The 23,059-nt window shown below is 59.2% G+C and carries 28 protein-coding genes and 1 other RNA gene; 12 read left to right on the top strand and 17 right to left on the bottom strand.

Translation table 11 applies throughout. The annotated features are described in order from the left end of the window. The first annotated feature begins 82 nt into the window (after positions 1-82). From ASD36_RS20980 to ASD36_RS20965, 4 genes are all read left to right on the top strand, one after another. Positions 83-1,114, top strand: a complete 1,032-nt coding sequence (locus tag ASD36_RS20980; RefSeq protein ID WP_082512291.1) for an AbrB family transcriptional regulator — start codon at positions 83-85, stop codon at positions 1,112-1,114. Positions 1,115-1,215: 101 nt separating this feature from the next. Next, complete coding sequence (locus tag ASD36_RS20975; RefSeq protein WP_060506130.1) at positions 1,216-1,590, top strand: hypothetical protein; 375 nt, start codon at positions 1,216-1,218, stop codon at positions 1,588-1,590. Further along, positions 1,574-2,128 (top strand): RNA polymerase sigma factor, encoded by a 555-nt coding sequence (locus tag ASD36_RS20970; RefSeq protein ID WP_060506129.1) that lies wholly within the window; start codon positions 1,574-1,576, stop codon positions 2,126-2,128. The genes ASD36_RS20975 and ASD36_RS20970 overlap by 17 nt, the downstream gene beginning before the upstream one ends. Then, on the top strand, positions 2,125-2,925 hold the full coding sequence (locus ASD36_RS20965; protein ID WP_060506128.1) for an anti-sigma factor: 801 nt from the start codon (positions 2,125-2,127) through the stop codon (positions 2,923-2,925). The genes ASD36_RS20970 and ASD36_RS20965 overlap by 4 nt, the downstream gene beginning before the upstream one ends. A 66-nt stretch (positions 2,926-2,991) precedes the next feature. Here the strand turns inward: ASD36_RS20965 and ASD36_RS20960 are convergent, their stop codons facing one another. Genes ASD36_RS20960 through ASD36_RS20940 form a run of 5 tightly spaced genes read right to left on the bottom strand, consistent with a single transcriptional unit; the run spans position 2,992 to position 6,088 of the window. Beyond that, the gene (locus ASD36_RS20960; protein WP_060506310.1) at positions 2,992-3,375 is read right to left on the bottom strand and encodes a nitrile hydratase accessory protein; all 384 of its coding nucleotides are present in this window, start codon (positions 3,373-3,375) and stop codon (positions 2,992-2,994) included. After that, complete coding sequence (gene nthB, locus ASD36_RS20955; RefSeq protein ID WP_060506127.1) at positions 3,344-4,003, bottom strand: nitrile hydratase subunit beta; 660 nt, start codon at positions 4,001-4,003, stop codon at positions 3,344-3,346. Before nthB ends, ASD36_RS20960 begins: the two co-directional genes overlap by 32 nt. Next, complete coding sequence (nthA, locus tag ASD36_RS20950) at positions 4,000-4,641, bottom strand: nitrile hydratase subunit alpha (protein WP_060506126.1); 642 nt, start codon at positions 4,639-4,641, stop codon at positions 4,000-4,002. The genes nthB and nthA overlap by 4 nt, the downstream gene beginning before the upstream one ends. Beyond that, positions 4,638-5,513 carry a hypothetical protein gene (locus ASD36_RS20945; protein ID WP_244489861.1) on the bottom strand — a complete coding sequence of 292 codons (876 nt, stop codon included), beginning with the start codon at positions 5,511-5,513 and terminating at the stop codon, positions 4,638-4,640. The genes nthA and ASD36_RS20945 overlap by 4 nt, the downstream gene beginning before the upstream one ends. Beyond that, entirely contained in the window at positions 5,495-6,088 is a 594-nt protein-coding gene (locus ASD36_RS20940; RefSeq protein ID WP_060506124.1) for a LysE family translocator, read from the bottom strand. The genes ASD36_RS20945 and ASD36_RS20940 overlap by 19 nt, the downstream gene beginning before the upstream one ends. 192 nt (positions 6,089-6,280) lie before the next feature. On the opposite strand from ASD36_RS20940, the gene ASD36_RS20935 reads away from it, so the two are divergent. Beyond that, positions 6,281-7,126 carry an aldo/keto reductase gene (locus ASD36_RS20935; RefSeq protein ID WP_060506123.1) on the top strand — a complete coding sequence of 282 codons (846 nt, stop codon included), beginning with the start codon at positions 6,281-6,283 and terminating at the stop codon, positions 7,124-7,126. 66 nt (positions 7,127-7,192) lie between these two features. Here ASD36_RS20935 and ilvN read toward each other — a convergent pair whose 3' ends face one another. After that, on the bottom strand, positions 7,193-7,765 hold the full coding sequence (gene ilvN / locus ASD36_RS20930; RefSeq protein WP_037096209.1) for an acetolactate synthase small subunit: 573 nt from the start codon (positions 7,763-7,765) through the stop codon (positions 7,193-7,195). Positions 7,766-7,788: 23 nt separating this feature from the next. Beyond that, positions 7,789-9,582 carry an acetolactate synthase 3 large subunit gene (locus ASD36_RS20925; protein ID WP_060506122.1) on the bottom strand — a complete coding sequence of 598 codons (1,794 nt, stop codon included), beginning with the start codon at positions 9,580-9,582 and terminating at the stop codon, positions 7,789-7,791. A 325-nt stretch (positions 9,583-9,907) separates the two neighbouring features. Between ASD36_RS20925 and ASD36_RS20920 the strand changes: the two genes are divergently transcribed. After that, complete coding sequence (locus ASD36_RS20920; protein WP_060506121.1) at positions 9,908-11,953, top strand: ATP-binding protein; 2,046 nt, start codon at positions 9,908-9,910, stop codon at positions 11,951-11,953. Positions 11,954-11,972: 19 nt separating this feature from the next. On the opposite strand, the gene miaA is transcribed toward ASD36_RS20920, so the two are convergent. Continuing rightward, positions 11,973-12,878, bottom strand: a complete 906-nt coding sequence (gene miaA, locus ASD36_RS20915; RefSeq protein WP_060506120.1) for a tRNA (adenosine(37)-N6)-dimethylallyltransferase MiaA — start codon at positions 12,876-12,878, stop codon at positions 11,973-11,975. Between miaA and serB the strand changes: the two genes are divergently transcribed. Beyond that, positions 12,877-13,764, top strand: a complete 888-nt coding sequence (serB, locus tag ASD36_RS20910) for a phosphoserine phosphatase SerB (RefSeq protein ID WP_060506119.1) — start codon at positions 12,877-12,879, stop codon at positions 13,762-13,764. The two genes, miaA and serB, sit on opposite strands and share 2 nt — an antisense overlap. Further along, positions 13,761-14,318: a GNAT family N-acetyltransferase gene (locus ASD36_RS20905; RefSeq protein ID WP_060511786.1), complete on the top strand. Its 558-nt coding sequence runs from the start codon at positions 13,761-13,763 to the stop codon at positions 14,316-14,318. The genes serB and ASD36_RS20905 overlap by 4 nt, the downstream gene beginning before the upstream one ends. Positions 14,319-14,370: 52 nt before the next feature. Here the strand turns inward: ASD36_RS20905 and ASD36_RS20900 are convergent, their stop codons facing one another. The 9 genes from ASD36_RS20900 to ASD36_RS20860 all read right to left on the bottom strand — a co-directional run bounded on the left by ASD36_RS20900 (position 14,371) and on the right by ASD36_RS20860 (position 21,270). After that, positions 14,371-15,900, bottom strand: a complete 1,530-nt coding sequence (locus ASD36_RS20900) for a DegQ family serine endoprotease (RefSeq protein WP_060506309.1) — start codon at positions 15,898-15,900, stop codon at positions 14,371-14,373. 210 nt (positions 15,901-16,110) lie between these two features. Next, a complete protein-coding gene (locus tag ASD36_RS20895) occupies positions 16,111-16,497 on the bottom strand; it encodes an ACT domain-containing protein (RefSeq protein ID WP_060506117.1) in 387 nt (128 codons plus the stop codon). 3 nt (positions 16,498-16,500) lie between these two features. Next, positions 16,501-16,686, bottom strand: coding sequence for a DUF2065 domain-containing protein (locus ASD36_RS20890; RefSeq protein ID WP_037096230.1), 186 nt, complete (start codon positions 16,684-16,686; stop codon positions 16,501-16,503). 8 nt (positions 16,687-16,694) lie between these two features. Beyond that, positions 16,695-17,612: a protease modulator HflC gene (locus ASD36_RS20885; protein ID WP_060506116.1), complete on the bottom strand. Its 918-nt coding sequence runs from the start codon at positions 17,610-17,612 to the stop codon at positions 16,695-16,697. Continuing rightward, positions 17,612-18,733 (bottom strand): FtsH protease activity modulator HflK, encoded by a 1,122-nt coding sequence (gene hflK / locus ASD36_RS20880; RefSeq protein WP_060506115.1) that lies wholly within the window; start codon positions 18,731-18,733, stop codon positions 17,612-17,614. The genes ASD36_RS20885 and hflK overlap by 1 nt, the downstream gene beginning before the upstream one ends. A 149-nt stretch (positions 18,734-18,882) precedes the next feature. After that, a complete protein-coding gene (locus tag ASD36_RS20875; RefSeq protein ID WP_060506308.1) occupies positions 18,883-19,398 on the bottom strand; it encodes a dihydrofolate reductase in 516 nt (171 codons plus the stop codon). Then, a complete protein-coding gene (locus ASD36_RS20870; protein ID WP_060506114.1) occupies positions 19,391-19,996 on the bottom strand; it encodes a glutathione S-transferase in 606 nt (201 codons plus the stop codon). The genes ASD36_RS20875 and ASD36_RS20870 overlap by 8 nt, the downstream gene beginning before the upstream one ends. A gap of 62 nt (positions 19,997-20,058) precedes the next feature. Further along, a complete protein-coding gene (locus ASD36_RS20865) occupies positions 20,059-20,853 on the bottom strand; it encodes a thymidylate synthase (protein ID WP_060506113.1) in 795 nt (264 codons plus the stop codon). Positions 20,854-20,961: 108 nt separating this feature from the next. After that, positions 20,962-21,270 carry a DUF2853 family protein gene (locus ASD36_RS20860; RefSeq protein ID WP_060506112.1) on the bottom strand — a complete coding sequence of 103 codons (309 nt, stop codon included), beginning with the start codon at positions 21,268-21,270 and terminating at the stop codon, positions 20,962-20,964. A gap of 142 nt (positions 21,271-21,412) precedes the next feature. Here ASD36_RS20860 and ssrA point away from each other — a divergent pair. The 4 genes from ssrA (at position 21,413) to ASD36_RS20840 (ending at position 23,036) form a co-directional block, all read left to right on the top strand. Continuing rightward, positions 21,413-21,792, top strand: a transfer-messenger RNA (tmRNA) gene (gene ssrA / locus ASD36_RS20855). Between the two features lie 163 nt (positions 21,793-21,955). Next, a complete protein-coding gene (locus ASD36_RS20850; RefSeq protein ID WP_060506779.1) occupies positions 21,956-22,486 on the top strand; it encodes an SspB family protein in 531 nt (176 codons plus the stop codon). Between the two features lie 25 nt (positions 22,487-22,511). Beyond that, complete coding sequence (locus tag ASD36_RS20845; RefSeq protein WP_060506778.1) at positions 22,512-22,715, top strand: DUF4169 family protein; 204 nt, start codon at positions 22,512-22,514, stop codon at positions 22,713-22,715. Between the two features lie 93 nt (positions 22,716-22,808). Next, positions 22,809-23,036, top strand: coding sequence for a ribbon-helix-helix domain-containing protein (locus tag ASD36_RS20840; protein ID WP_060506809.1), 228 nt, complete (start codon positions 22,809-22,811; stop codon positions 23,034-23,036). Positions 23,037-23,059: the final 23 nt, after the last annotated feature.

Below are 23,059 nucleotides of genomic sequence, written 5' to 3'. Positions count from 1 at the left end.
GAAAGTGCCCAACGTGACGCCTGAACCTTCCGAAGACCCGTCCGCTTCCGTGGCCGCGGGCATCGGCCGATGGACGACCCCGATGCAATGGGGCTTTCTGCTTCTTCTCTCCGCAATCCTCGCAGCCGCGCTCGAACTGACCGGCATTCCGGCAGCCCTGTTGATGGGACCGATGGTAGCGGGTGCCATCGTCGGCATGAATGGCGGCACCATAAGGCTGCCGCGCCCGGCCTTTCTCTGCGCGCAGGCGCTGATCGGCACGATGATCGCCGAAACCATCCGTCCCGGCATTCTGGCGACCTTCTTTTCAAACTGGCCGCTCTTCCTCGCCGTTGTTCTCTCGGTCATTGCCATGAGTACGCTCAGCGGCTTCGTCATCAGCAAGCTCAACATCCTGCCCGGCACCACGGCAATCTGGGGTTCGTCGGCGGGCGCTGCCACCTCGATGCTGGTCATGGCCGACGCCTATGGCGCCGATGTCCGGCTGGTCGCCTTCATGCAATATCTGCGCGTCGTTTTCGTGGCCGCTGCAGCCTCGATCGTGGCGCGCTACTGGGCTGGGATAGATGGCCCGGGACCCGAAATCGTCTGGTTCGGGCCGATCCACCTCGTACCGTTTCTTGAGACCCTGGCGCTTGCGCTTGTGGGTGGCTGTCTCGGTAAATGGCTGCGCATCCCCGCCGGTGTGTTTCTGGTGCCGTTTCTGCTCGGCTCGGCGCTTAGCGTCAGCGGTTTGCTGGTGATCGAAATCCCCGAATGGCTGCTGGCATTGAGCTATGCCATGCTCGGCTGGAACATCGGGCTCGGCTTTACCCGTCCGATCCTTGCCCATGCCCGCCGCGCGCTGGTACCGACGGTCATCTCAATCCTCGTCCTGATCGGGTTTTCCGGCCTGTTGGCCTATATTCTCGTGCACGCTGCAGGCATTGATCCGCTGACGGCCTATCTTGCCAGCAGTCCCGGCGGCATGGACTCGATCGCCATCATCGCCGCCTCCAGCAATGTCGACGTGCCTTTCGTCATGGCACTGCAGACAGCCCGGTTGCTGATGATCATGGCAATTGGCCCCTCGCTTGCCCGCTTCGTCGCTTCAAAAGCAATACGGCCGCGATAATTTTTGCGCCTGAAGCGGGAATAAGAAGTGGCCCTCATGTGTCTTATGTTCGAACCGGCTGAACGGCGGTTCGAACGGGAACTCCAGAGAGGACACATCCAATGAGATTTTTGCCGCTTGCAACCGCGTTTTGCCTGATGTCCGCCGCCTCAGCCTTTGCCGCCCCACCGGTCCAGACCGTCGAGACCGACAAGGGCAAGGTCGTTGCAGCTGAAAACGGCATGACGCTCTACACCTACAAGAAGGATGAAAAGGGCGAATCCTACTGCTATGATAAATGCGCCACCAACTGGCCGCCGTACCTGGCGGAAGGTTCCGCTGCAGCCGATGGCGACTATACGCTGGTCGAGCGCAAGGATGGCAAGAAACAATGGGCTCTCAAGGGCATGCCGCTCTACTTCTGGGTCAAGGACGCGAAAAAGGGCGACGCCACCGGTGACGGCGTAGGAAAGGTCTGGGATGCCGCACGCCCCTGATCAGGACGCCCGTGCGAAGGGGGTAAATCCCCCTTCCACAGAGACTTTCGAAAACCAGATCCTGTCGCTGGTGCCGTCGCTGCGGCGCTATTCCCGCAGTCTGGCCAAATCCGACAGCGACGGCGAGGACCTCCTGCAGGATTGCGTTGAAAAGGTGCTGGTCCGCCGCGGCCAATGGCGCGGCGTCAACCTTCGTGCATGGGCATTTACCATCATGACCAATCTCTACCGCGACCGGCACCGCCACGTCAGCCAGCATCCGTCGGTCGAGTTTGACGAAACGCTGGGACTGACGGCCGACGACGTTTCGGGCGATCCCCTGGAAAAGACCCGCTTGCAGAAGGCACTGAATGCGCTGAGCCCTGACCATCGTTCAGTGTTGATGCTCGTGGTCGTCGAGGGCTACGGCTATCAGGACGTCGCCGACATGCTGGCGATCCCGATCGGCACCGTCATGTCCCGCCTGTCGCGTGCACGCCGTCAGATGGCCGCGCATCTGGCCGAGAACAACATCGTGACACTCCGGAGACCGAAATGACAGACGATCACAAACCGGTCACCGAAGCTGATCTGCACGCCTATGTCGACGGCCTTCTCGACGAAGGGCGCCGGCGCGAGATTGAACTCTGGCTGAACCGTCATCCGGAAGACGAAGCCGAGGTCCGCCAATGGCAGACACAGGCGGCCGAATTAAAGGCCGCATTCTCAGGCTATGCCCAAGTGACGGAAAGCGATCGCACGCTGCTGAACACCCCAACAGCGGTTGTTGCAACATCATCGCCGTCTTTGTGGCGCAGGGCCGCCCTCGTTGCCGCTTCGTTGACGCTCTTCCTGTCGGGCGCCGCGGCGGGTGTCTATGGCGAGAAATTGCTGGGGACGGCAGTGACGGTCGAAACTGCTGCTGCGATCGACAGCCTGCCTGATCAATCCAAGACGGCGTTCCTTGTCTATGCCAGCGAAAAACGCCACCCCGTCGAAGTCGGAGCCGATCAGGAGGATCATCTGGTTACCTGGCTCGGCAAGCGCCTGGATTACAAGCTGGTTGCCCCGGACCTCAAGGGACTCGGATTTTCCCTTGTCGGCGGCAGGCTATTGCCGGTCAACGGCAAGGCAGGCGCGATGCTGATGTATCAGGACACTGCCGGCCAGCGGCTGACGGTTCTACTCGGCAAAAACCCGGAAAATGCCGAAACCAGCTTCCGTTTCGAATCCGCAGGCTCTCTGGAAACCTTCTACTGGATCGACGGCAGTATCGGATACGCCGTCACCGGCGAAGTCAACCGCAGCAAGCTGCAACAAATCGCCGAGGAATGTTACCGGCAGTTCGAGACCTGACGGCGCTCTCGAAACAGGGCAGGATGTGAAAACAACCTGCCCTGATCAAGCCGTTGAAGTCCCTACTCAGCGCTTCGGATCGTTTTCCAGAAGAATAGGTTTGCCGTGCGGCGTTGCCTCCGCGGCCCTATGCCAGCTTTCCGTCAGGTCATCGAGCTGTTCCCTTGAGGTGATCGACAGTTCGGTGACGAGGCGTGACAGAGCCGCGACCCAGCAATCGAAATAATCGCTCGCATCCGCCCGCCGGCCCGGCTTGTAGAGCTCATGCGACAAGGCCTCGGCCCATTCGCTCCAGGAAAATACGCCCTTCTCATGCAGACGCACCGTCATGGCAAAAGCTTCCGCCTGCCAGGGCTCCGAAAAAACCGGATCGCCTTCGTTCGATTTCGGGAGCTCCGGGGATCCGCTGAGGGTCAGTTCAAACGCGTTCAAGATAGCTCTCCCAGGCATCGATCGATACTGTCAGCTCCGGGTCTGCACCCTCGCCCCAGATTTCCTCCCCGTCGAAAACCACGGTATAGACCCATTGCGGGTTCTCGCCCTTGCCATGGGCGTTGTCGTCCGGAAAAACGAACGAGCCCTGCACCACCTCGACAATGCCATGTTTGGCGCGGGCATAGCGCGGCAGCCTTGTATGGGTCTCGGGATTGAAGTTTTTCGTCCGCACCCGGTCTCCGGCGGCAAATCGCGGGCCGTCCGGCACCGGGCGATCACACGGTCCGCCTTTGGCAAGCACGCCAGGCACCATGTCTGCCGTCAGAATTCGCTTCGGTTCCCTGCCCTTTTCCAGCATCTGCCCGGCAGCCAGTTCGGCGGCGGAAACGAACCCGTGCCGTTTCAACAGGGTTTCCAGGCCACGGGTCCAGATTTCGTAATAGCTGGCCGAAAGATAGGTGGCTGGTGGCAGACTTTCCCGGGCATGCCGGCTCTCATCGATATTCCAGGCGCCAAAGGCACCGCAAGACAGTGTCAGGCCGAGTGCCCGCTTTTCCCATTCGGCATGGAAATACGGCTCGTCCTTCTCCGACGCCACCGGCCCCATACCATGCTGCCCGCCAAGGTCCTGTGCGCCGTTCATAGCGCCTCTCCAGCCGGTTTGGCCAAGCCAGTGCCGATCATTGAATCGCGCGTGACGAGATCGGCGAGCGCATCCTGATCGAGACCTTCGGTACCGGCCGGACGTTGCGGGATGACGATGTAGCGAAGCTCAGCCGTCGAATCCCAAACCCGGATTTTCTGCCCTTCGGGCAGCGCCACGCCGAATTCATCCAGCACACCACGTGGATCGATCACTGCCCGCGAGCGGTAGGGCGGCGCTTTGTACCAGACCGGTGGCAGGCCGAGCACCGACCACGGGTAGCAGGAACACAGGGTGCAGACGACAAGGTTATGGGTTTCCGGCGTGTTGAACACCGCGCGCATATGCTCGCCCTGGCGCCCGGTATAGCCGAGGCTGGCAATCGCGGCTGTCGCGTCCCTGCGCAGCCAGTCGGCAAAATCCGGCTCGCTCCAGGCCTTTGCCACGACGCGGGCGCCGTTGCGCGGGCCGATCTTCGTCTCATAGGTCTCAACGATCGCATCGATCGCCGCCGGATCGATCAGCCCCTTCTGCGTCAGCACGGTTTCAAGCGCCTTCACCCGGGCCTGCATTTCGGAGAAATGATTGTCGTGGTCATGATCATGATCATGGTCGTGCATGTCGTTCTCAGGTGTCATGGCGTGAGTTCTCCGGTCAGTGCAGCGGGCGGCAGGCTCTTTCCAACGTCACCGCGCAACAGGTTTTCAAATGCCACGGGGTCCAACTTTCCAGGCTGCTCGAACGGATTCGAAAAGGCAAAAATGAAGAAGAGGACGACACCGGAATAGGCGCCAAAAATCGACAGCAGAAATACATGTGTTCGGGTCGGACGGTAGACGTAGAAGGGGATGGACAGCAGGCAAAGGCCGATCAACGCGGGCGCCCAGAACATCCCGCCAAATCCGCCCGCCGCCGTCTCTTCGCGAATTTGGCGGAAGCGCGCAATCGACGTGGCGCGGTCACGCATCCGGTTGACCAGATAGCGCTGGCGGTCCGTTTCCGGCACCAGGTCGAGCAGCCGGTCATAAACACCATTCCATTCGATCCACGCCTTGGGAGATAGCCCTTGACGATGCCCGAGCATATCCCACTCTTCGCCGACAACAGTCGCCACATAGCTGGATAGACCGCGTTGAATGGGTGCGACCACCGGCCCGCCATATCGCCCTGCGTCGTTGTATACATCCGATATCGCCACAGCCTCTTCCATCAGATTGTTACGGATACCTTTGTAGTCGTCGAGTTCCTGCGCGTAGACTAGGGCAAGGATGAGACCGTGCAAGGCAGCGATGCGCACCGCGACGGTCGCTGCCGCATCGTGGGTCCTATCCCCTTCCAGGCCGGGATTGAGCAAGTTGCGCGCCGCGAAATAACAACCGAAGACGATAGCAAGTGCGCCGGCAATGAAGGCGGTGCCGATAGTGATCGAGGCAACAACATCCGACATGCCCGCATCCTCATCCGGCCTGGAAATAGGCCATGCTTCACCCGCTATCGCAGCATCGGCCAAAGACTGAGAACGAGCAAGACCGCCATAGTGATATTGAACCATTTCAACCGGGCCGGTTCGGACAGCCATTGCCGAAGCGCCGAACCGAAACCGGCCCAAGTCGAAACGCTGGGAACATTGACGATCGCGAAGATGACGCCGACGATCAGGACGCTCGCCAGATAAGCCTGCTCGCTCGTGTAGGTCGCCATCGCAGTCACGGCCATCACCCAGGCCTTTGGATTGATCCACTGGAACGCCGCTGCCTGCAGGAAGGTCATCGGCGCCGCCCCCGCCTTGCCTTCCGACAGCGTCCGCGACGTGCCGATCTTCCAGGCGATCCAGACCAGATACGCGCCGCCGGCAAACTTCAACCCTGTATAGAGCATCGGGACGGAATGCAGCAAAGCGCCGAGCCCCAGACCGACCGCGATCAACAGTGACAGGAAGCCGGCGCCGATGCCCAGCATATGCGGAATGGTACGGGAGAACCCGAAATTGACGCCTGACGCAAACAGCATCATGTTGTTCGGGCCTGGCGTGATTGATGTCGTGAACGCAAAAAGAAACAGCGCCAGCAGCGTGTCGGCCTGCATGAAGTCCTCCCGATATTTAGGTCAGGTTAATTGACCTATTAGCAAACACCATCTGAAACTTGTCACGGTGACAAGAAGCAGACCCTCATTCTTTCTTTTCCCCCAAGGCCTTTGCCATTCCGGTACGCGCCATAAATGAGACATTGAGCCTTCCTAACAATGGCAAGAAAGCACTGCCGAACGAGGAATGTCATGCAAGACGCAATACCGACCACATCTTTCCCCTCCGGCAAGGCCGTCCCTGTGATCGGTCAGGGCACCTGGCATATCGGCGAACGCAAGGCGAGCGCCGCCGAGGAAGCGAAATGCCTGCGCCATGGCCTTGATCTCGGCATGACGCTGATCGATACCGCCGAAATGTATGCCGATGGCGGCGCCGAACGGATTGTCGGGGAAGCGGTCAAGGGCCGCCGCAGCGATGCCTTCATCGTCAGCAAGGTGCTGCCCACCAATGCCAGCCGCGACGGCACGATCAAGGCCTGCGAAGCCAGCCTCAAACGGCTCGGTACCGACCATATCGATCTCTACCTCCTCCATTGGCGCGGCCGCTACCGCCTGGCGGAAACTGTCGAAGCTTTCGAGACCTTGCGCCAATCCGGCAAGATCGGCGCCTGGGGGGTCTCCAATTTCGATGCCGACGATATGGAGGAGCTTCTCGGTGTACCCGATGGCGGCAATGTCGCGGCCAATCAGGTTCTCTATAATCTGGCCCGCCGCGGCATCGAATACGATCTCCTGCGGGACAATCAGGCCCGAGGGGTGCCGGTCATGGCCTATTCGCCGCTCGACGAAGGCCGGCTGATACGCCATCCCGATCTCATCCACATTGCCAAGGCGCATCAGGCAACCGTAGCACAGGTCGCACTTGCCTTCCTGATCCGCAACCCCGGGGTGATTGTCATTCCCAAGACCGCAATGCCGGAACGGGTGCGCGAAAACCGCGCAACCGTTGAAGTTCAACTGACTGCTGAGGATCTTGCTATCCTCGACAAAGCGTTCCCGCCACCAGGCAAAAAAATACCGCTGGAAATGATCTGAGTGGCTGGTTGGCTGAATTGAAAAAGGGCGCTCGCGGCGCCCTTTTTCAATCATATTCGTAGCCCGTTACATGCCTTGCGGACCGCGGTTCATCGCCGCGATACCGGTGCGGCAGACTTCAAGCACGCCGAGCGGCTTCAGGATCGCCACGAACTGGTCGATCTTGGAGGATTTGCCGGTGATTTCGAGGATGAAGTGCTCGAGCGTCGCGTCGATCACCTTGGCGTGGAAGGCGTCGGCAAGGCGCAGCGTTTCCGCCCGGGTCTCACCCTCGCCCGAAACCTTGACCAAAGCCACTTCGCGCTCGATCGGCCGGTCATGGCCGAGTTCGGCGGCGCGAACCGTCAGATCGACGACGCGGTGGACCGGAACGATGCGCTCCAGCTGCGCCTTGATCTGCTCCAGAACGTGCGGCGTGCCGCGCGTCACGATGGTGATGCGCGACAGGTGCGACTGGTGCTCGGTCTCGGAAACCGTCAGGCTTTCGATATTGTAGCCACGGCCGGAAAACAGCCCGATGACGCGGGCAAGGACGCCCGGTTCGTTGTCGACGAGGACCGAAAGCGTATGGTTTTCCGCCTTCTCTGTTTCCTTGGCGATGAAATAGGCGGAGCCGGTCGGCTGAAGATGTGCGTTCATGATCGTATCCTTTTCCTATTCCATCAAACCAGAGCGCGGCCCTTGGCGTCGATCGCATTGGCGACCGCTTCGTCCGTGGCTTCGTCCGGCAGCAACATCTCGTTATGCGCCTTGCCCGACGGGATCATCGGGAAGCAGTTGGCAAGATTGGCAACGCGGCAATCGAAGATCACCGGCGCCGGACTGTCGATCATCTGCTGAATGGCAGCATCGAGATCAGCCGGCTTGTCGCAACGGATGCCGACGCCGCCATAAGCTTCGGCGAGCTTGACGAAATCGGGCATGGCTTCGGTATAGGAATTGGACAGGCGGTTACCGTGCAGCAATTGCTGCCACTGGCGGACCATGCCCATGTATTGATTGTTGAGAATGAAGATCTTCACCGGCAGGTTATGCTGTACGGCGCAAGACATTTCCTGGATGCACATCTGGATCGAGGCATCGCCGGCAATGTCAATGACGAGCGCATCGGGATGGGCGACCTGGACGCCGATCGCCGCCGGGAAGCCGTAGCCCATGGTGCCGAGGCCGCCCGAGGTCATCCAGCGGTTCGGGTGCTCGAAGCCGAAGAACTGCGCCGCCCACATCTGGTGCTGGCCAACTTCCGTTGTGATATAGGTGTCGCGATGCTTGGTCAGCTCGTACAGACGCTGAATGGCATATTGCGGCATGATGACGTCGTCGTTCATCTTATAGGCGAGCGAGTTGCGGCCACGCCAGCGGACAATGCCTTCCCACCATTCGGTCAGACGCGCCTTGTCGGCATCCTTGGCCGAAGCCCGCCAGACGCGAACCATGTCTTCCAGAACATTGCCGACATCGCCGATGATTGGAACGTCGACGCGCACCGTCTTGTTGATCGACGACGGATCGATATCGATATGGATCTTCTTGGAGTTCGGCGAAAAGGCATTGAGACGGCCGGTGATACGGTCGTCGAAACGGGCACCGATGCAGACCATGACGTCACAATCGTGCATCGCCATATTGGCTTCGAACGTCCCATGCATGCCGAGCATGCCCAGCCAGTTCTTGCCGGAAGCCGGATAGGCGCCCAATCCCATCAGTGTCGAGGTGATCGGGAAGTTGGTCAGTTCGACCAGTTCGCGCAGCAGTTTCGAAGCTTCCGGGCCGGAATTGATGACGCCGCCGCCGGAATAGATGACCGGGCGGCGCGCGCCCTTCATCATCTCGATTGCCTGCTCGATCTGGCGCATGTCGCCCTGAAGCTTCGGCTGGTAGCTTTTCTGGACCTTCGACGCCGACGGCGGCGTGTAGGTGCCGGTAGCGAACTGAACATCCTTCGGAATATCGACAACGACCGGGCCGGGACGGCCGGACTGGGCGATGCGGAACGCTTCATGGATGATACTGGCCAATTCGTTGACGTCCTTGACCAGCCAGTTGTGCTTGGTGCACGGCCGCGTGATGCCGACAGTGTCGCATTCCTGGAAAGCGTCGGAGCCGATCAGCGATGTCGGAACCTGGCCGGTCAGGCAGACCAGCGGGATCGAGTCCATCAGCGCATCTTGCAGCGGCGTAACAGCATTGGTGGCGCCGGGGCCGGAGGTGACCAGCAAAACGCCAACCTTGCCTGTCGAGCGGGCATAACCTTCGGCCATGTGGCCGGCGCCCTGCTCGTGGCGAACGAGGATGTGCTGAATATCGTCCTGCTGGAAGATTTCGTCATAGATCGGCAGGACAGCACCGCCCGGATAACCGAAAATATGCTCCACACCATTGTCCTTCAGTGCCTGAAGAACAATTTCCGCCCCTGTCATCTGGTTCGCTTGCGTCTGGTTGTCTGTACCGCTCATTGGCCTGTTTCCGTCCATGTTCGCGTTTTGGCTGTGAGTATCGTGTTTGAAGGCATAAAAAAAGGCCCCTTGAGGGCCTCGTGTTTTGCGCATGGGTGGCTATCGCCGGATGGTTACACCATCCTGCCCATGCGCCGTCCCACCACAAGAATAACTGCGATATTGATCATGGGCGGGATAAATAAACAGAAATATCTGCTCCGTCAACGTCTTTCCCGAAAACAACCATGACGTGCCAACACCGACGAAAACACGCACAAACCCAAGAAACAACTTGTTAAATCCCTTCCTATAATATGGCACACTCGTCACCAGAGGTTTCCTATTGCGAAACATTGAGCTTCAATCTTCGATTAGCGCCGGAGAGCAGGATCGACGCGATGCCTTGAAACGGGGCAACCGTTTCCTCGGCCGCGTTGTTGCGTGCAGCGGCTCGCGGGCGACGATTTCAGCCATTGCCGAAAACGGCGAAACTTCACTCACCGAATTATGGTCCGTCGGCCGGCTGATCTCCATCACGGTCGGCGAAAACCGCGTGGTCGCTCTCGTCTATTCAATGCAGACAGCCACCAACGAATGGGGCGAAGAACTCGACAATACGTTCCGCATCGAAGTGGAACTGATGGGCGAAGTCCATCTCAGTGCAAACGGCCGCGAAGAGTTCTCCGCCGGCATCACCCAATACCCCTATCTCGGCGCTATTGCCCACCGCATCCGCTCGGCCGACCTTGCCCGTATCTATGACACCGGCAAGAATGATACCTGCGTCATCGGCAAGCTGACTCAGGACGAAAGTCTCGACGCCTCCATCCATGTTCCTTCGATGCTGTCGAAGCACTTTGCCATTGTCGGGACGACCGGCGTCGGCAAATCCACGGCCGTCAGCCTGCTGTTGCACAAGGCCATAGCGTCGGATCCAAAGTTGCGCGTGCTGATCCTCGATCCGCACAACGAATTCGCCGCTGCCTTTCCCGATATTGCCGTGGTCATCGATACCGACAATCTCGACCTGCCCTTCTGGCTGATGAAGCTCGAAGAAGTCGCCGAGGTGATTTTTCGCGGACGTCCGCCCGTTCCCGAAGAACTCGATATCCTGCGCGATGTCATTCCGGAAGCCAAAAGAGCCTTCAAAGGTTCGACGGATTCCGGTCTGGCGCGCCGCACCAGCGAAAAAAGCTCGATCACTGCCGATACGCCGGTTCCCTACCGCATGGCCGATCTGCTGGCGATGATCGACGAGCGTATCGGACGCCTCGAAGGCCGCAACGACAAGCCGTATCTGCGGTCGTTGAAAGTGAAAGTGATCGGCGCGATCAATGATCCGCGCTACAATTTCATGTTTTCCTCGAACACGATCACCGACACGATCCTTGAAACGATCGCCAAGATATTCCGGATTCCAGGCGAAGGACGGCCGGTCACGACATTTCAGCTCGCAGGCATACCGTCGGAGGTCGTCAACTCGGTCGCCTCCGTGCTCTGCCGCATGGCGTTTGAAATCGCGCTCTGGAGCAATGGCGGCGTTCATATGCTGGTCGTCTGCGAAGAAGCGCACCGCTATGTCCCGGCCGATGCCAGCCTGGGTTTCGTTCCAACCCGTCAGGCCATCGCCCGCATTGCCAAGGAGGGCCGGAAATACGGCGTCTCTCTGGGGATCATCACCCAGCGTCCGGGCGAGCTTGACCCAACCATCTTGTCGCAGTGTTCGACGGTCTTTGCCATGCGGCTTTCCAACGACCGCGACCAGGAAATCATCCGTTCGGCGATCCCCAATTCGTCAATTTCGACCACCAGCTTCATCTCTTCGATCGGCAATGGCGAAGCGATCGCCTTCGGTGAGGCCGTCGCCGTGCCGATGCGCATGCGCTTTACCCGCGTCGATGAAAAGAGCCTGCCGAAAACCAACGGTGTCGCCGTCAAGGTTACGGACGAAACCCCCGACACCGTCGACCTGCGCAACGTCGTCTCACGCATGCGCGCCATGAATGGGCCGGATATTTCGAGCTTCCAGAACGCCTATACGGCAAGCCTCGCCGGACAGGAACAGGATGCTGCCCCGGTGGATGACGATCTTCGCGACATCCGTGCCTTTGACGCTGACCTTGCAGCAGACCAGGAAGCGGCGGCGTCGCAACCTTACAACCCTGCCATGCTGCCGCGCAATGAACCACCCAATCCGCAACTTGAACGGTTCAACCAGATCCGCAGCCAACTCCTGTCGGAGGAACCGGCAACGCCGCCACGTTCTGATCCCTATCGAGCGCCACCCCGCCCTGCCCCGAGCTTCGCGCAACCGCACCCGGACACACCACGTCCATCGCTGCGCGAGAGCCTGCTGAAAAAACCGCTGAGCAGCATCATCCGCAAGTAACACCAATACCCTGCGGGGCTCAGGCGCCCGCCGGGTCCCAGCGTTGCCAGCTCTCGTCCAGCTGATTGCGAAACCAAGTCATTTGCCGTTTGGCATATTGCCGTGTTGCGGCCGATGATGTTTCGATCACCTCCGCCTTGCTCATCGTGCCAGACAAAAATGCGGCAATCTGCGGCACGCCGATGGCCTTCATCGCCGGCATTTCCGGCTTCAGGTCGAGCGACAGAAGAGCCTCGACTTCCTCGACCGCACCACTCTTCAGCATGCCAGCGAAGCGCCGGTCGATCCGCTGCCGCAGCAATGCCCGCTCCGGCAGCACGACAATTTTCATGGCGCGTTCGAGATCAATGGCCACAGGCCCCTGGCGCGCTTGGAAAACCCGGATGGACTGGCTGGTCGCCTCGAATATTTCCAGCGCACGTGCGATGCGCTGCCCATCGCCCGGTCGCAGAATTGCAGCGGTTTCCGGATCCCTCTCCGTTAATATCGCATGGAGAGCCTCCGGCCCCTCTGTCAGCAGGCGGCGGCGCACATCGTCGCGTATCGTTTCAGGTACCGGCGGCATATCTGACAGTCCACCGGTGAGCGCCTTGAAATAAAGCCCGGTTCCGCCGACGAAAACAGGAATTTTCCCCGCGCTACGAACAGCTTGCAACACCTCCACGGCATCGCGAAACCATTCACCGGTCGAATAGTGCTGCGATACCGGAACATGCCCATAGAGATGATGCACAACGCCTTGCATGTCGGTTTCGAACGGACGTGCGGTGAGCACGTGCAAGGTGTCGTAGACCTGCATGCTGTCGGCATTCACAACCACACCATTATGCTGTTTCGCCAGCGCAACGGCGAGAGCGGACTTGCCGCTGGCAGTCGGCCCGGTTATCAGGATTGCATCCTGTCCAATCTCAAGGTTTTTCATCATGGCCTTCGTTGCCACGCTTGTTGCCAATCCGTCAAATCCCGTTCTGACCACAGCGCTCGCCGAAGAGGCCGCAGCCGCCGTTGATGCATCCGGCCTCTACTGGCTGGCCGATGGCGTTGCCTGCGATATCGCACTGAAGGACGGCGCCAATCCGGACTGGCAGGAAGCGCTGCTGCGTGGCGTGGTCGGCGACGCTCCCATTGATGTCATCGTCCAGAACGCCGAGACGCGCCGCAAGAAATTGCTGATCGCCGACATGGATTCCACCATGATCGGCCAGGAATGCATAGACGAACTTGCAGCAGAGGCCGGCCTGAAGGACAAGGTCGCAGCGATCACCGCTCGGGCGATGAACGGCGAGATTGCCTTCAAGCCTGCTCTGATCGAGCGCGTCGCCCTGCTCAAGGGCCTGCCGCTCACCGTCGTCGGCGATGTCATTGAAAAGCGCATCACACTGACCCCCGGCGGTCTTGAACTGGTGGCGACCATGAAAGCCAAGGGCTACTACACCGCCCTGGTCTCCGGCGGCTTTACTGTCTTTACCGGCCCGATTGCCGCAACGCTTGGCTTTAACGAAAATCGCGCCAACATCCTGATGGAAAAAGACGGACACCTTACCGGTGCCGTCGCAGAGCCGATCCTCGGCAAGCAGGCCAAGGTGGATGCGCTGGTCGACATCACCGCTAAGCTCGGCATTTCCACAGCTGACGCTCTTGCCGTCGGTGATGGCGCCAACGATCTCGGCATGCTGCATCTGGCTGGCGCGGGCGTTGCCCTGCATGCCAAGCCGGTCGTTTCTTCCCAGGTCAAGATCCGCATCGACCACAGCGATCTGACAGCCCTCCTCTATATCCAGGGTTATCGCAAGACGGATTTCATTCGATGATTATCCTGGAAACAGATCGCCTACGCATCCGCAACTGGCTGGAAAGCGACCGTCCCCTGTTTGCCGAAATCAATGCCGCCCCGAAGGTGATGGAATTCTTTCCACGCCAGCGCCCGCGGGAAGAATCCGATGCTCTGATGGACGAAGCGCGGCAGCGGATCAGCGAGACCGGACTGGGCTTTTTCGCACTGGCACTGAAGGACACCGATGAGCCGATCGGCTTTCTCGGTTTGGCCCGCACTGACCTCGCCCCCTTCCTGCCACAGGGCACGGTCGAGATCGGCTGGCGGCTGGCCGTGCGTTTCTGGCGCCAGGGCTTTGTCACCGAAGCCGGAAAAGCGATACTCCGGCATGGCTTCGATGAACACGGCCTTGCCGAAATCGTCTCCTTTGCGGTGAAGAACAATGCGCGCTCGACGGCGGTGATGACACGCATCGGCCTGCACCGCGATCCCGCCCGCGATTTCGAGCATCCGCGCGTGCCCGATACCGCACCGCATCTCAAACAGCACGTGGTCTACGCGCTGAGCCGTGAGCAGTGGCTGACACAATAAAGGCGGACCTTTCGGCCCGCCTCCAAATTCATCATCCCTTGCGGGGGACGGCCTACTCCATCCGCACCGTGACAAACCGCAGTTCACCGGTCTTGTTGGCGATCATCAGCAGGGCATTGCGCCGGCCATCCGCCTTCAGTTCCTCGACCCTTGACGATACATCCTCCGGTGTCTTCATCGCTTCCTGGCCGATCTCGACGATCACGTCACCGGATGCGATGCGCCGTTCGGCGGCGGCCGATTGCGGCTGAACCTCGGCGATGACGACGCCTTCGACGTCCTCGGAAATTCCGTAGGTCTTGCGGCTATCGGCATCGAGTACGGCAAGTTTCATGCCGAGAACCACGTCCGACGCGGGAAGTTCGGCCGCAGGCGGTTCGCTCTGATCCGTGCTTTCCCCGGTCTCCGAAGGTTTGGCCGCTTCGGCTTCGGCCAGGTTCTCGCCGTCTTCCAGGCGGCCGAGCGTCACCTTGACCGTCATCTCCTTGCCATCGCGCACGATCACCACATCGACAGCCTTGCCGACCGGGCTTTCGGCGACGACACGCGGCAGATCACGCATCTCGACGACATCGCGGCCATCGAACTTCAGGATCACGTCGCCCGTCTTGATCGCACCACCATCGACCGGGCCGCCCTTGATGATCCCGGCGACGAGTGCACCCTTTGGCGTGTCCATCTTCAGGCTTTCGGCGATATCGCCTGTCACCGGCTGAATGCGCACACCAAGCCACCCGCGATGGGTCTCGCCAAACTCCCTGAGTTGGGAAATGACGTTGCTGGCAAGTTCCGTCGGAACCGAGAAGCCGATGCCGATCGAGCCGCCGGTGGGCGAAATGATCGCTGTATTGATGCCGATGACCTCACCCTTCATGTTGAAGAGCGGACCGCCGGAATTCCCCTTGTTGATCGCCGCATCTGTCTGGATGAAATTGTCGTAAGGGCCGGCATTGATGTTGCGGCCGCGCGCCGAAATGATGCCGACCGTCACTGTACCGCCAAGACCGAACGGATTACCGATCGCCATCACCCAGTCGCCAATCCGCATTTGCCGGGAATCACCGATCGGCACGGCCGTCAGAGGCTTCTTCGGCTCGACCTTCAAGACAGCAAGGTCGGTCTTGGTATCGGTTCCGATCAGCTTGGCCTTGAGTTTGGAGCCATTGGCGAAATTGATTTCGATATCGTCGGCGCCCTCGATCACGTGATTGTTGGTGACGATGATGCCCGATGGGTCGATGACGAAGCCGGAACCAAGAGAATCGACGGTGCGCTGCCGGCCACCGCCCTCGCCGCTCTGCCCCTTGAAGAACTCGTCGAAGAAATCCTGGAATGGAGACCCTTCCGGCACCTGCGGCATCGGCGCCTCGTCATCGTTCTTCACCTTCTGCGAAGTCGAGATATTGACGACCGCATCAAGCAGGCCCGCTGCAAGATCGGCAACGGATTCCGGGCCCTGCTGCGTCGCTGCCGGCGCCTTGGTCTGAGCATGCGCCACGGACAGGACCGGTACGGAATTCATCAGCAGAGCAGCGCTTGCAGCGAGCGTCACGGACCGGAAGAAGGAAGCGCGGATGGACAAGCCCATGGGGTCCTCTCGATTTGGGAAGGCGAGCCGCTGCAAAACGGCCGTCAAAAAATGTTCGTCATGCGGACGGTCACCGCTGCGAGGTTGGCTTTTCGTCAACCTCTATGCCGTGCAAGTTGGCGCAGAATCTGTTCGAAGATAAGGCGGATTTGGGACGCGTCCAGTCATCTTTTCGTTAGCGTTTCAATGCTAAGCCCCAAGCCGTCAATTCATCAGTTCGTGACCATGTGCCTTCAACGCTGCGACAGCCTTGTCGAGATCGGAACCGATGATGAAAATGTAATCGGTGCTGAAGGTGGAATTGGCGAAGATGCCAACGCCGGCTTCTGAAAGCGGGTTCAGCACGGAAGCAAGAATGCCCGGGACATCGAAGGTGAAGTGTTGTTCGATGCGGAAGCAGCGCCAGCCGCCGGATGACTGAACATTGGAAGGAATGCGCGCTGCCCGGCAAACAAGCGTCATCTCCTCACGTGAACTTGAGACGGCCCAGAAACCGGCTCCCGGCAGCCAATCCGGCAGCGGCGTTCCGATGTTAAGCCTTGTGATCGCATACTCTGCGTCCACCAATCGAATGAGCAATTTCTGTGTCATGTCTTATCCTCGCACCATCCAGACAAGTGCGACGCCGATAACGACGGATACGAGCCCGAACAGCCGCAACTGTTGCTCTGGTATATGGGGCAAACGCTTTGCCATTTCCACCAAAACCAAAGGGGCCAGTGCGTACACTAGCCCCTCGATGATCAGGAAAAAAGCAATTCCCGTCAGAAAGTCACTCATTTCGCAGATCAGTTTCCTGCAGCGGGCTGAGTGGCAGATGGAGCGGATGCACCATCTGAACTATTGAAATAACGGAAGAATTCCGAGTCCGGGGACAGAACCAGCGTCGTATCAGGGCTGCCAATTGCCTGATCGTAAGCCGTCATCGACCGATAGAACTCGAAGAACTTCGGATCACGGGCGAAGGCATCGGCAAACACCGAGGTCCGTTCGGCTTCGCCTTCACCGCGCAGGATTTCCGAATCACGCTGCGCTTCGGCAACGAACTCGACAACCTGACGGTCAGCAACGGCGCGACGGGTCTGGCCCTTTTCGTTACCACGGGCGCGGATCAGTTCGGCTTCCGCCAGACGTTCCGCCTTCATCCGCTCGAAGGTCTGCTGCGAGACTTCCTGCGTCAGATCCGTGCGCTGGATGCGAACATCCTCGATATTGAGGCCGAGCGATTCGGCATCACTCTTCAGATCGGCCCGAACTTCACGCATCATCGATGCACGCTCTTCGGAAAGTGCCGATTCAAAGCCACGCAGACCGTAGACCCGGCGCAACGAAGCGTCGAGACGGGTGCGAAGGCGCGATTCGGCCGATGCACGATCACCGGACACGGTTTCGCGGAAGCGGCGGGCATCGGCGATCTTGTAGATCACGAAGGCATCGACTTCATAGAACTTGCCGCCGGAGACCTGAACGCGGATGTTGTCGAGGTCGAAGCGCAGGGCCTGCTTTTCGACATACTGAACGCGGTCGGCATCCATGAAGGCGAACGGCAGCTTGAAGTAAAGACCGGGTTCGGTCTTGACGTCCTTGATCTGACCGAAACGCACGACGATTGCCTGCTGACGCTGGTTGACGATGAACACGGACGAATAGACGGCCATCAGCACGAGTGCCAAGCCAATGAGGATATAAGGAAGACGATTGGTCATTACTGAGCCCCTCCCGACTGCGCGGGCTTGACGATTTCATTGAGCGGCAGATAGGGCAACACGCCCTGGCCGTTCTTCTCGTCGAGAATGACCTTCTTGGACTTGCCGAGAACGCTCTGCATTGTTTCGAGATAGAGCCGCTTGCGCGTTACATCGGGAGCCTTGGCATAGGCGTCGTAGACCGAGATGAAGCGCTGCGCCTCACCCTGTGCTTCCTTGACGACACGGTCCTTGTAGGCTGCCGCTTCTTCACGCAACTGGGCTGCCTGACCGCGGGCCTTACCGAGCACCTGGTTAGCATACTGGTTGGCTTCTTCGACGAACCGGTCTTCGTCCTGTTCGGCGCGCTGCACTTCGTCGAACGCATCGGCCACTTCGCGCGGCGGTGCTGCGTCTTCGATGGCGACCGTGTTGACGGAAACGCCAGCGCCGTAGGTGTCCATCGTCGCCTGGATCGTCGTCTTGACGTCGGCTGCGATTGCCTGACGGTTATCGCGGAAAATGTCCTGTGCCGGACGGCGGCCGACGACCTCGCGCATGGCGCTTTCGGCAACCTGCTGCAACGTATCGGACGGATCCTCGACGTTGAAAAGATAGGCCTTCGGATCGGTCACGGAAAACAGGACGGAGAACTGAACGTTGACGATATTCTGGTCGCCGGTCAGCATCAGGCCCGAACCTGACTGGTCGCCAGCACCTGAACGGCTGCCGATATTCTGCTGCTGCTCGGTGATCTTGACCATTTCGACCGTTTCAAGCGGCCAGAAATGATAGTGCAGGCCCGGCATGGAAATCTCTTCCTTGGGCTTGCCGAACCGCATTTCGACGCCACGCTCGTCCGGCTGGACCGTATAGATCGAATTCATCAGCACGAAGCCGACGATCAGCAGGCCGATGATAGCGACGACACCGCCGTTAAAACCACCCGGAACCACGCCCTTCAGCTGGTCCTGTCCCCGGCGAAAAATTTCCTCGAGATCCGGAGGGCCACCATTGCCACGGCCACCGCCGCCGCCACGCGGCCGGTTCGGCCCCTGGCCCCAAGGGCCCTTGTTTCCACCGCCGCCGCTGCCGCCGCCCCAAGGACCACCGCCGCCGCCGTTCTGATTGCTCCAGGGCATTCATACCTCTTCTATAGAAAAATTCCGAGATCAATGCCCCGCGGACATGCCGCGGGCCATGACGTAAATCCGTTATAGGTATGTCCAGAACGGCTTTCAACGCAACGCATCCAACTTCACCGTAAATCCGGCAAAATAGTTAGCAATGCTCAGCTTTTCCGCCGCCAGGTGGAGAAATGCATGGCGTGGCTATCCTTCTCGCCCTGCGGCAAGGGTTCATCGACGATCTTTTCGAAAACAGAGGGGTCGATCGCGGGAAACCGGGTATCGCCCTCGACCTCGGCGGCGACCGTGGTCACATGCAGGAGATCGGCGCGATCAATCGCTTGACGGTAAATCTCCCCGCCGCCGATCACGCAGACCTCATCGATGCCAAGATCGACTGCCAGCCGGCGCGCTTCACCAAGCGCCGCCTCAAGCGATTGAACGACGACAGCCCCCGCGGCCGCGAAATGCGCGTCCCGGCTGATGACGATATTGGGGCGCCCAGGAAGCGGCCGTCCGATCGAGGCCCACGTCTTTCGCCCCATGATCACCGGCTTTCCAAGTGTCAGAGCCTTGAAACGCTTGAGGTCGCTGGGCAGATGCCACGGCAACCCACCGTCCCTGCCGATCACGCCATTGGCGGACACTGCGACAACAATGCTAACTTTCGGCTCAGTCATGAAATCCATCCGGCTTGACGTCAACGGCACGGGCGCGCGCAAGCGCCGGCCGTCCTACCATCGACTGAATATATTGATCGACCACCGCACTGTCCGGCAGTAACTTGCGCATCCAGGTCAGCGCGCTGACCAGCAACAGATCAACGGCGCTCGCGTTGTTGCCCAGTAGAAAAGGCTGCTTCGTCAGTGTCTCGATGACATGCAGGCACATGCCCTCGTAAACCTTCAAAAGCGGCGGATGACCGGCGGCAACACCGGAGAGAAACGCGCTGCCCGACGGCTCTATCACGCCCGCATAATAGGCAAGCCAGGACAGATAGGCACCGCGCTCCGGATGGCCGGGCGCGCGGCCGAGTTCCGACTGCGGGTAGAGTTCAGTCAGATACTGGACGACCGCCGTCGATTCGGTGATCAGCGCGCCGTTATAAAGAAGCGCCGGAACCTGTTTGTGCGGATGCGGATTGTTCTCGTCCGGCCCGCCCGAACCATCCCAGCGGCGAATGGAGACATAGCGGATCTCGTAGTCCGCCCCCAGTTCCTCAAGCAGCCAGATGATGCGCGATGAACGCGACCGGGGCGCATGGATCAACGTCAGCATGGGGTCCTCCTCGACCGTTCAACCTCAAGTCATCCTGTGCCGTGACAGTGTCATCATTGCGGTTACACCGCAACCGGTGCCTTGATATGTGAATCCGGTTCGTAGCCGACCAGCTCAAAGTCTTCAAAACGAAAGGAAAACAGGTCCTTCACATCCGGATTGATGACCATCTTCGGCAATGCCTTCGGCGTCCGCGACAGCTGTTCGCGAACCTGGTCGAAATGGTTGTGATAGATATGCGTGTCGCCGAACGTATGGACGAAATCGCCCGGCTGGAGATCGCAGACCTGCGCCACCATCAAGGTCAGAAGCGCATAGGAAGCGATATTGAAGGGTACACCGAGGAACACGTCGCCCGAGCGCTGGTAGAGCTGGCAGGACAGCTTGCCGTCGGACACATAGAACTGGAACAGGCAATGGCACGGCGGCAGCGCCATTTCTTCGATCAGCGCCGGGTTCCAGGCCGAGACGATATGGCGGCGCGAATTCGGGTTTTTCTTCAGGCCTTCGACGAGGGCAACGATCTGATCGAGATGCCGGCCGTCATGGGTTGGCCAGGAGCGCCACTGGTAACCGTAGACCGGTCCGAGATCGCCGTTCGCATCGGCCCATTCATCCCAGATGTGGACGCCGTTTTGCTTGAGATAGGCGATATTGGTATCGCCCTTCAGGAACCACAGCAGCTCATGGATAATCGACTTGAGATGCAGCTTCTTGGTCGTCAGGACTGGAAAACCGTCAGCCAGATTGAAACGCATCTGATGGCCAAAGATGGAGCGCGTGCCTGTGCCCGTGCGGTCGCCGCGGTCCGAGCCGGTCTCCATCACGTGACGCAAGAGGTCGAGATACTGTTTCATAGGGTCCGCCGCCGATTCGTTTTGCGGTAAAATAGGCGCAAGGCGGCGGCGAACCAATCGGTAAATCCCGGGTTTCCCCAGGCACGGCTCATCAAAAAGCGCGAACGATCAAAGCGTCGCGAGCTTGCCGAGGTGTTTTGCCACCAGGTAGTAGAAGGTCACACGCGACTTCGAACGATCCCCGGCCATCGTCTTGGCCACGGCATCAACAGCTGCGTCGGCGTCCGGACCGGTAACGCCAAGTTTCTTGCCGCACCATTTTTCCTTGACCCGGTCGAGTTCAGTCGGATCGGAAGCAGAAACAAGCGAGGAATCCTTGTTGCGCAATGCGATACCCAGATGCTTGACGATCTTGTTCACGGCGGCTTCGTCGGCGGCGCTGTCGTATTTTTTCACATCTGCGAGATAATCCGTCATGGTGTCTCCTCACACGGTTTGGCTTCAGGCCGCGTCCTTTTCTTGATTAAAGGGACGCTACACGAGTTTTTTCACGCTTGGCGAGCATGTCAAGGATCATCTGGCCCCGATGCGTGCAAAGGCCGATTGTATTTTCGAAAAGGCCCTTTTCTTGGCGCAGTTTAAGACCTATATGACAGTTGCCGTCTTCGGGCGGCTATGGCGATAAACAGGCGATGAAATAAACCTATTGGACCCGGGGGCGGTACCCGGCGCCTCCACCAAAAACCGGTCGAAACGGCTTCAGTGCCACAGACGACAGACCGGCTTTTGATGGGGGCGAAATAGGATCGACAAGGGTGTAAAGATCGACTTTTTGCTCGGCATTGTACCACCGTTATCGGGCTAAAATTGTAGTTGCAAACGACAACTATGCGGAAGCTCGTCTCGCTGCTTAATCGCAGTGTGACACTTCAAATCAAGCCCTTCCGGTTCGCACCGTAAGGCGGGGTTCGGAGGTACCTGGCAACAGAAACCTCCACTTCTCCCACCTTGACACCATTCCTCTCCCGCTCGACGCCGCCTTCTCGGCTGCCTTGAAATGATCTATAAATGATGCAAATGACTCGTATATCAGGACTTTCCTGCGTACAGAGCAAATGGCATAAGTGTGACAGAGTTGAGTTACAAGAAAGACGGGGATCTTATGGGCCAAGACCATATCCGCTACGACATTCTGGCGCAGGATGCGCTTCGCAGCGTCATTCGCAAGGTCCTGATCGAAGTCGCAGCCACCGGTGCCCTTCCCGGCGACCATCATTTCTTCATCACCTTCCTCACCGGCGCGCCCGGCGTGCGCATTTCCCAGCATCTGAAGGCCAAGTATGCCGAGCAGATGACAATCGTCGTGCAGCATCAGTTCTGGGACCTGAAGGTCACCGAAACGCTGTTCGAAATCGGCCTGTCGTTCTCGGACACGCCGGAAAAGCTGGTGATCCCGTTCAACGCGATCCGCGGCTTCTACGATCCGTCCGTCAACTTCGAGCTTGAATTCGATGTCGCGGCCTTCGACGAAGAAGAGACCGCTGAAATCACCGCCTACCCTGTCGCAGCCGCAGAAAAATCCGGCGAGCAGGATACCGAAGCCAATGCTGGAGACGCTGGCAAGACCGGCGATGACGGCAAGAAGGAAGGCGGATCGGTGGTTTCACTGGATTCCTTCCGCAAGAAGAACTGAAAACCCAACTTCGGACAGGCTCATCATGACCGGCGACGTCGTTAATCTCCGTCAGTTCCGCAAGCAAAAGGCGCGGACGGAGAAGGACAAGTCGGCGGATCAGAACCGGATTTCCTTTGGGCGGACGAAAGCCGAAAAGCAACTGACCAAGGCGCTCAACGACAAGGCCAATAAAGCGCTCGACCAGGGAAAGCGCGAGACACCGGCGGAACCGGACAACGGGAAGTAACCGCCTCGCCCGCACGAAAACCCACAATCCGTTTGAAAATCAACAGATAAGCCCATTTTCCGGAATCACTTTCAGACGGATGTGATTCAACTTCTGAGGCGCATTGTGATCCGCAAGCATTCGGCGACACTGCATGGCCACCGCACCAGCTTCTCGCTGGAGGAACCATTCTGGCAGGAACTGAAGACGATCGCCGAAGACCGCCAAATCCCGCTTGCGCAGTTGATTGCCGAGATCGATGATGGACGCGCAGCCGAGAGCAATCTTTCCTCGGCGCTCAGGGTTTATGTCCTGACCTGGATCAAAGCCAGCAGGCGGTGAGCCAGGCATCGGCGCCGCCTCGC

Source organism: Rhizobium sp. Root1334 (assembly GCF_001426665.1).
Classification (GTDB): Bacteria; Pseudomonadota; Alphaproteobacteria; order Rhizobiales; family Rhizobiaceae; genus Pararhizobium.
Note: the sequence above shows the minus strand (reverse complement) of the source record. Positions and strands in the feature narration are given on the sequence as shown.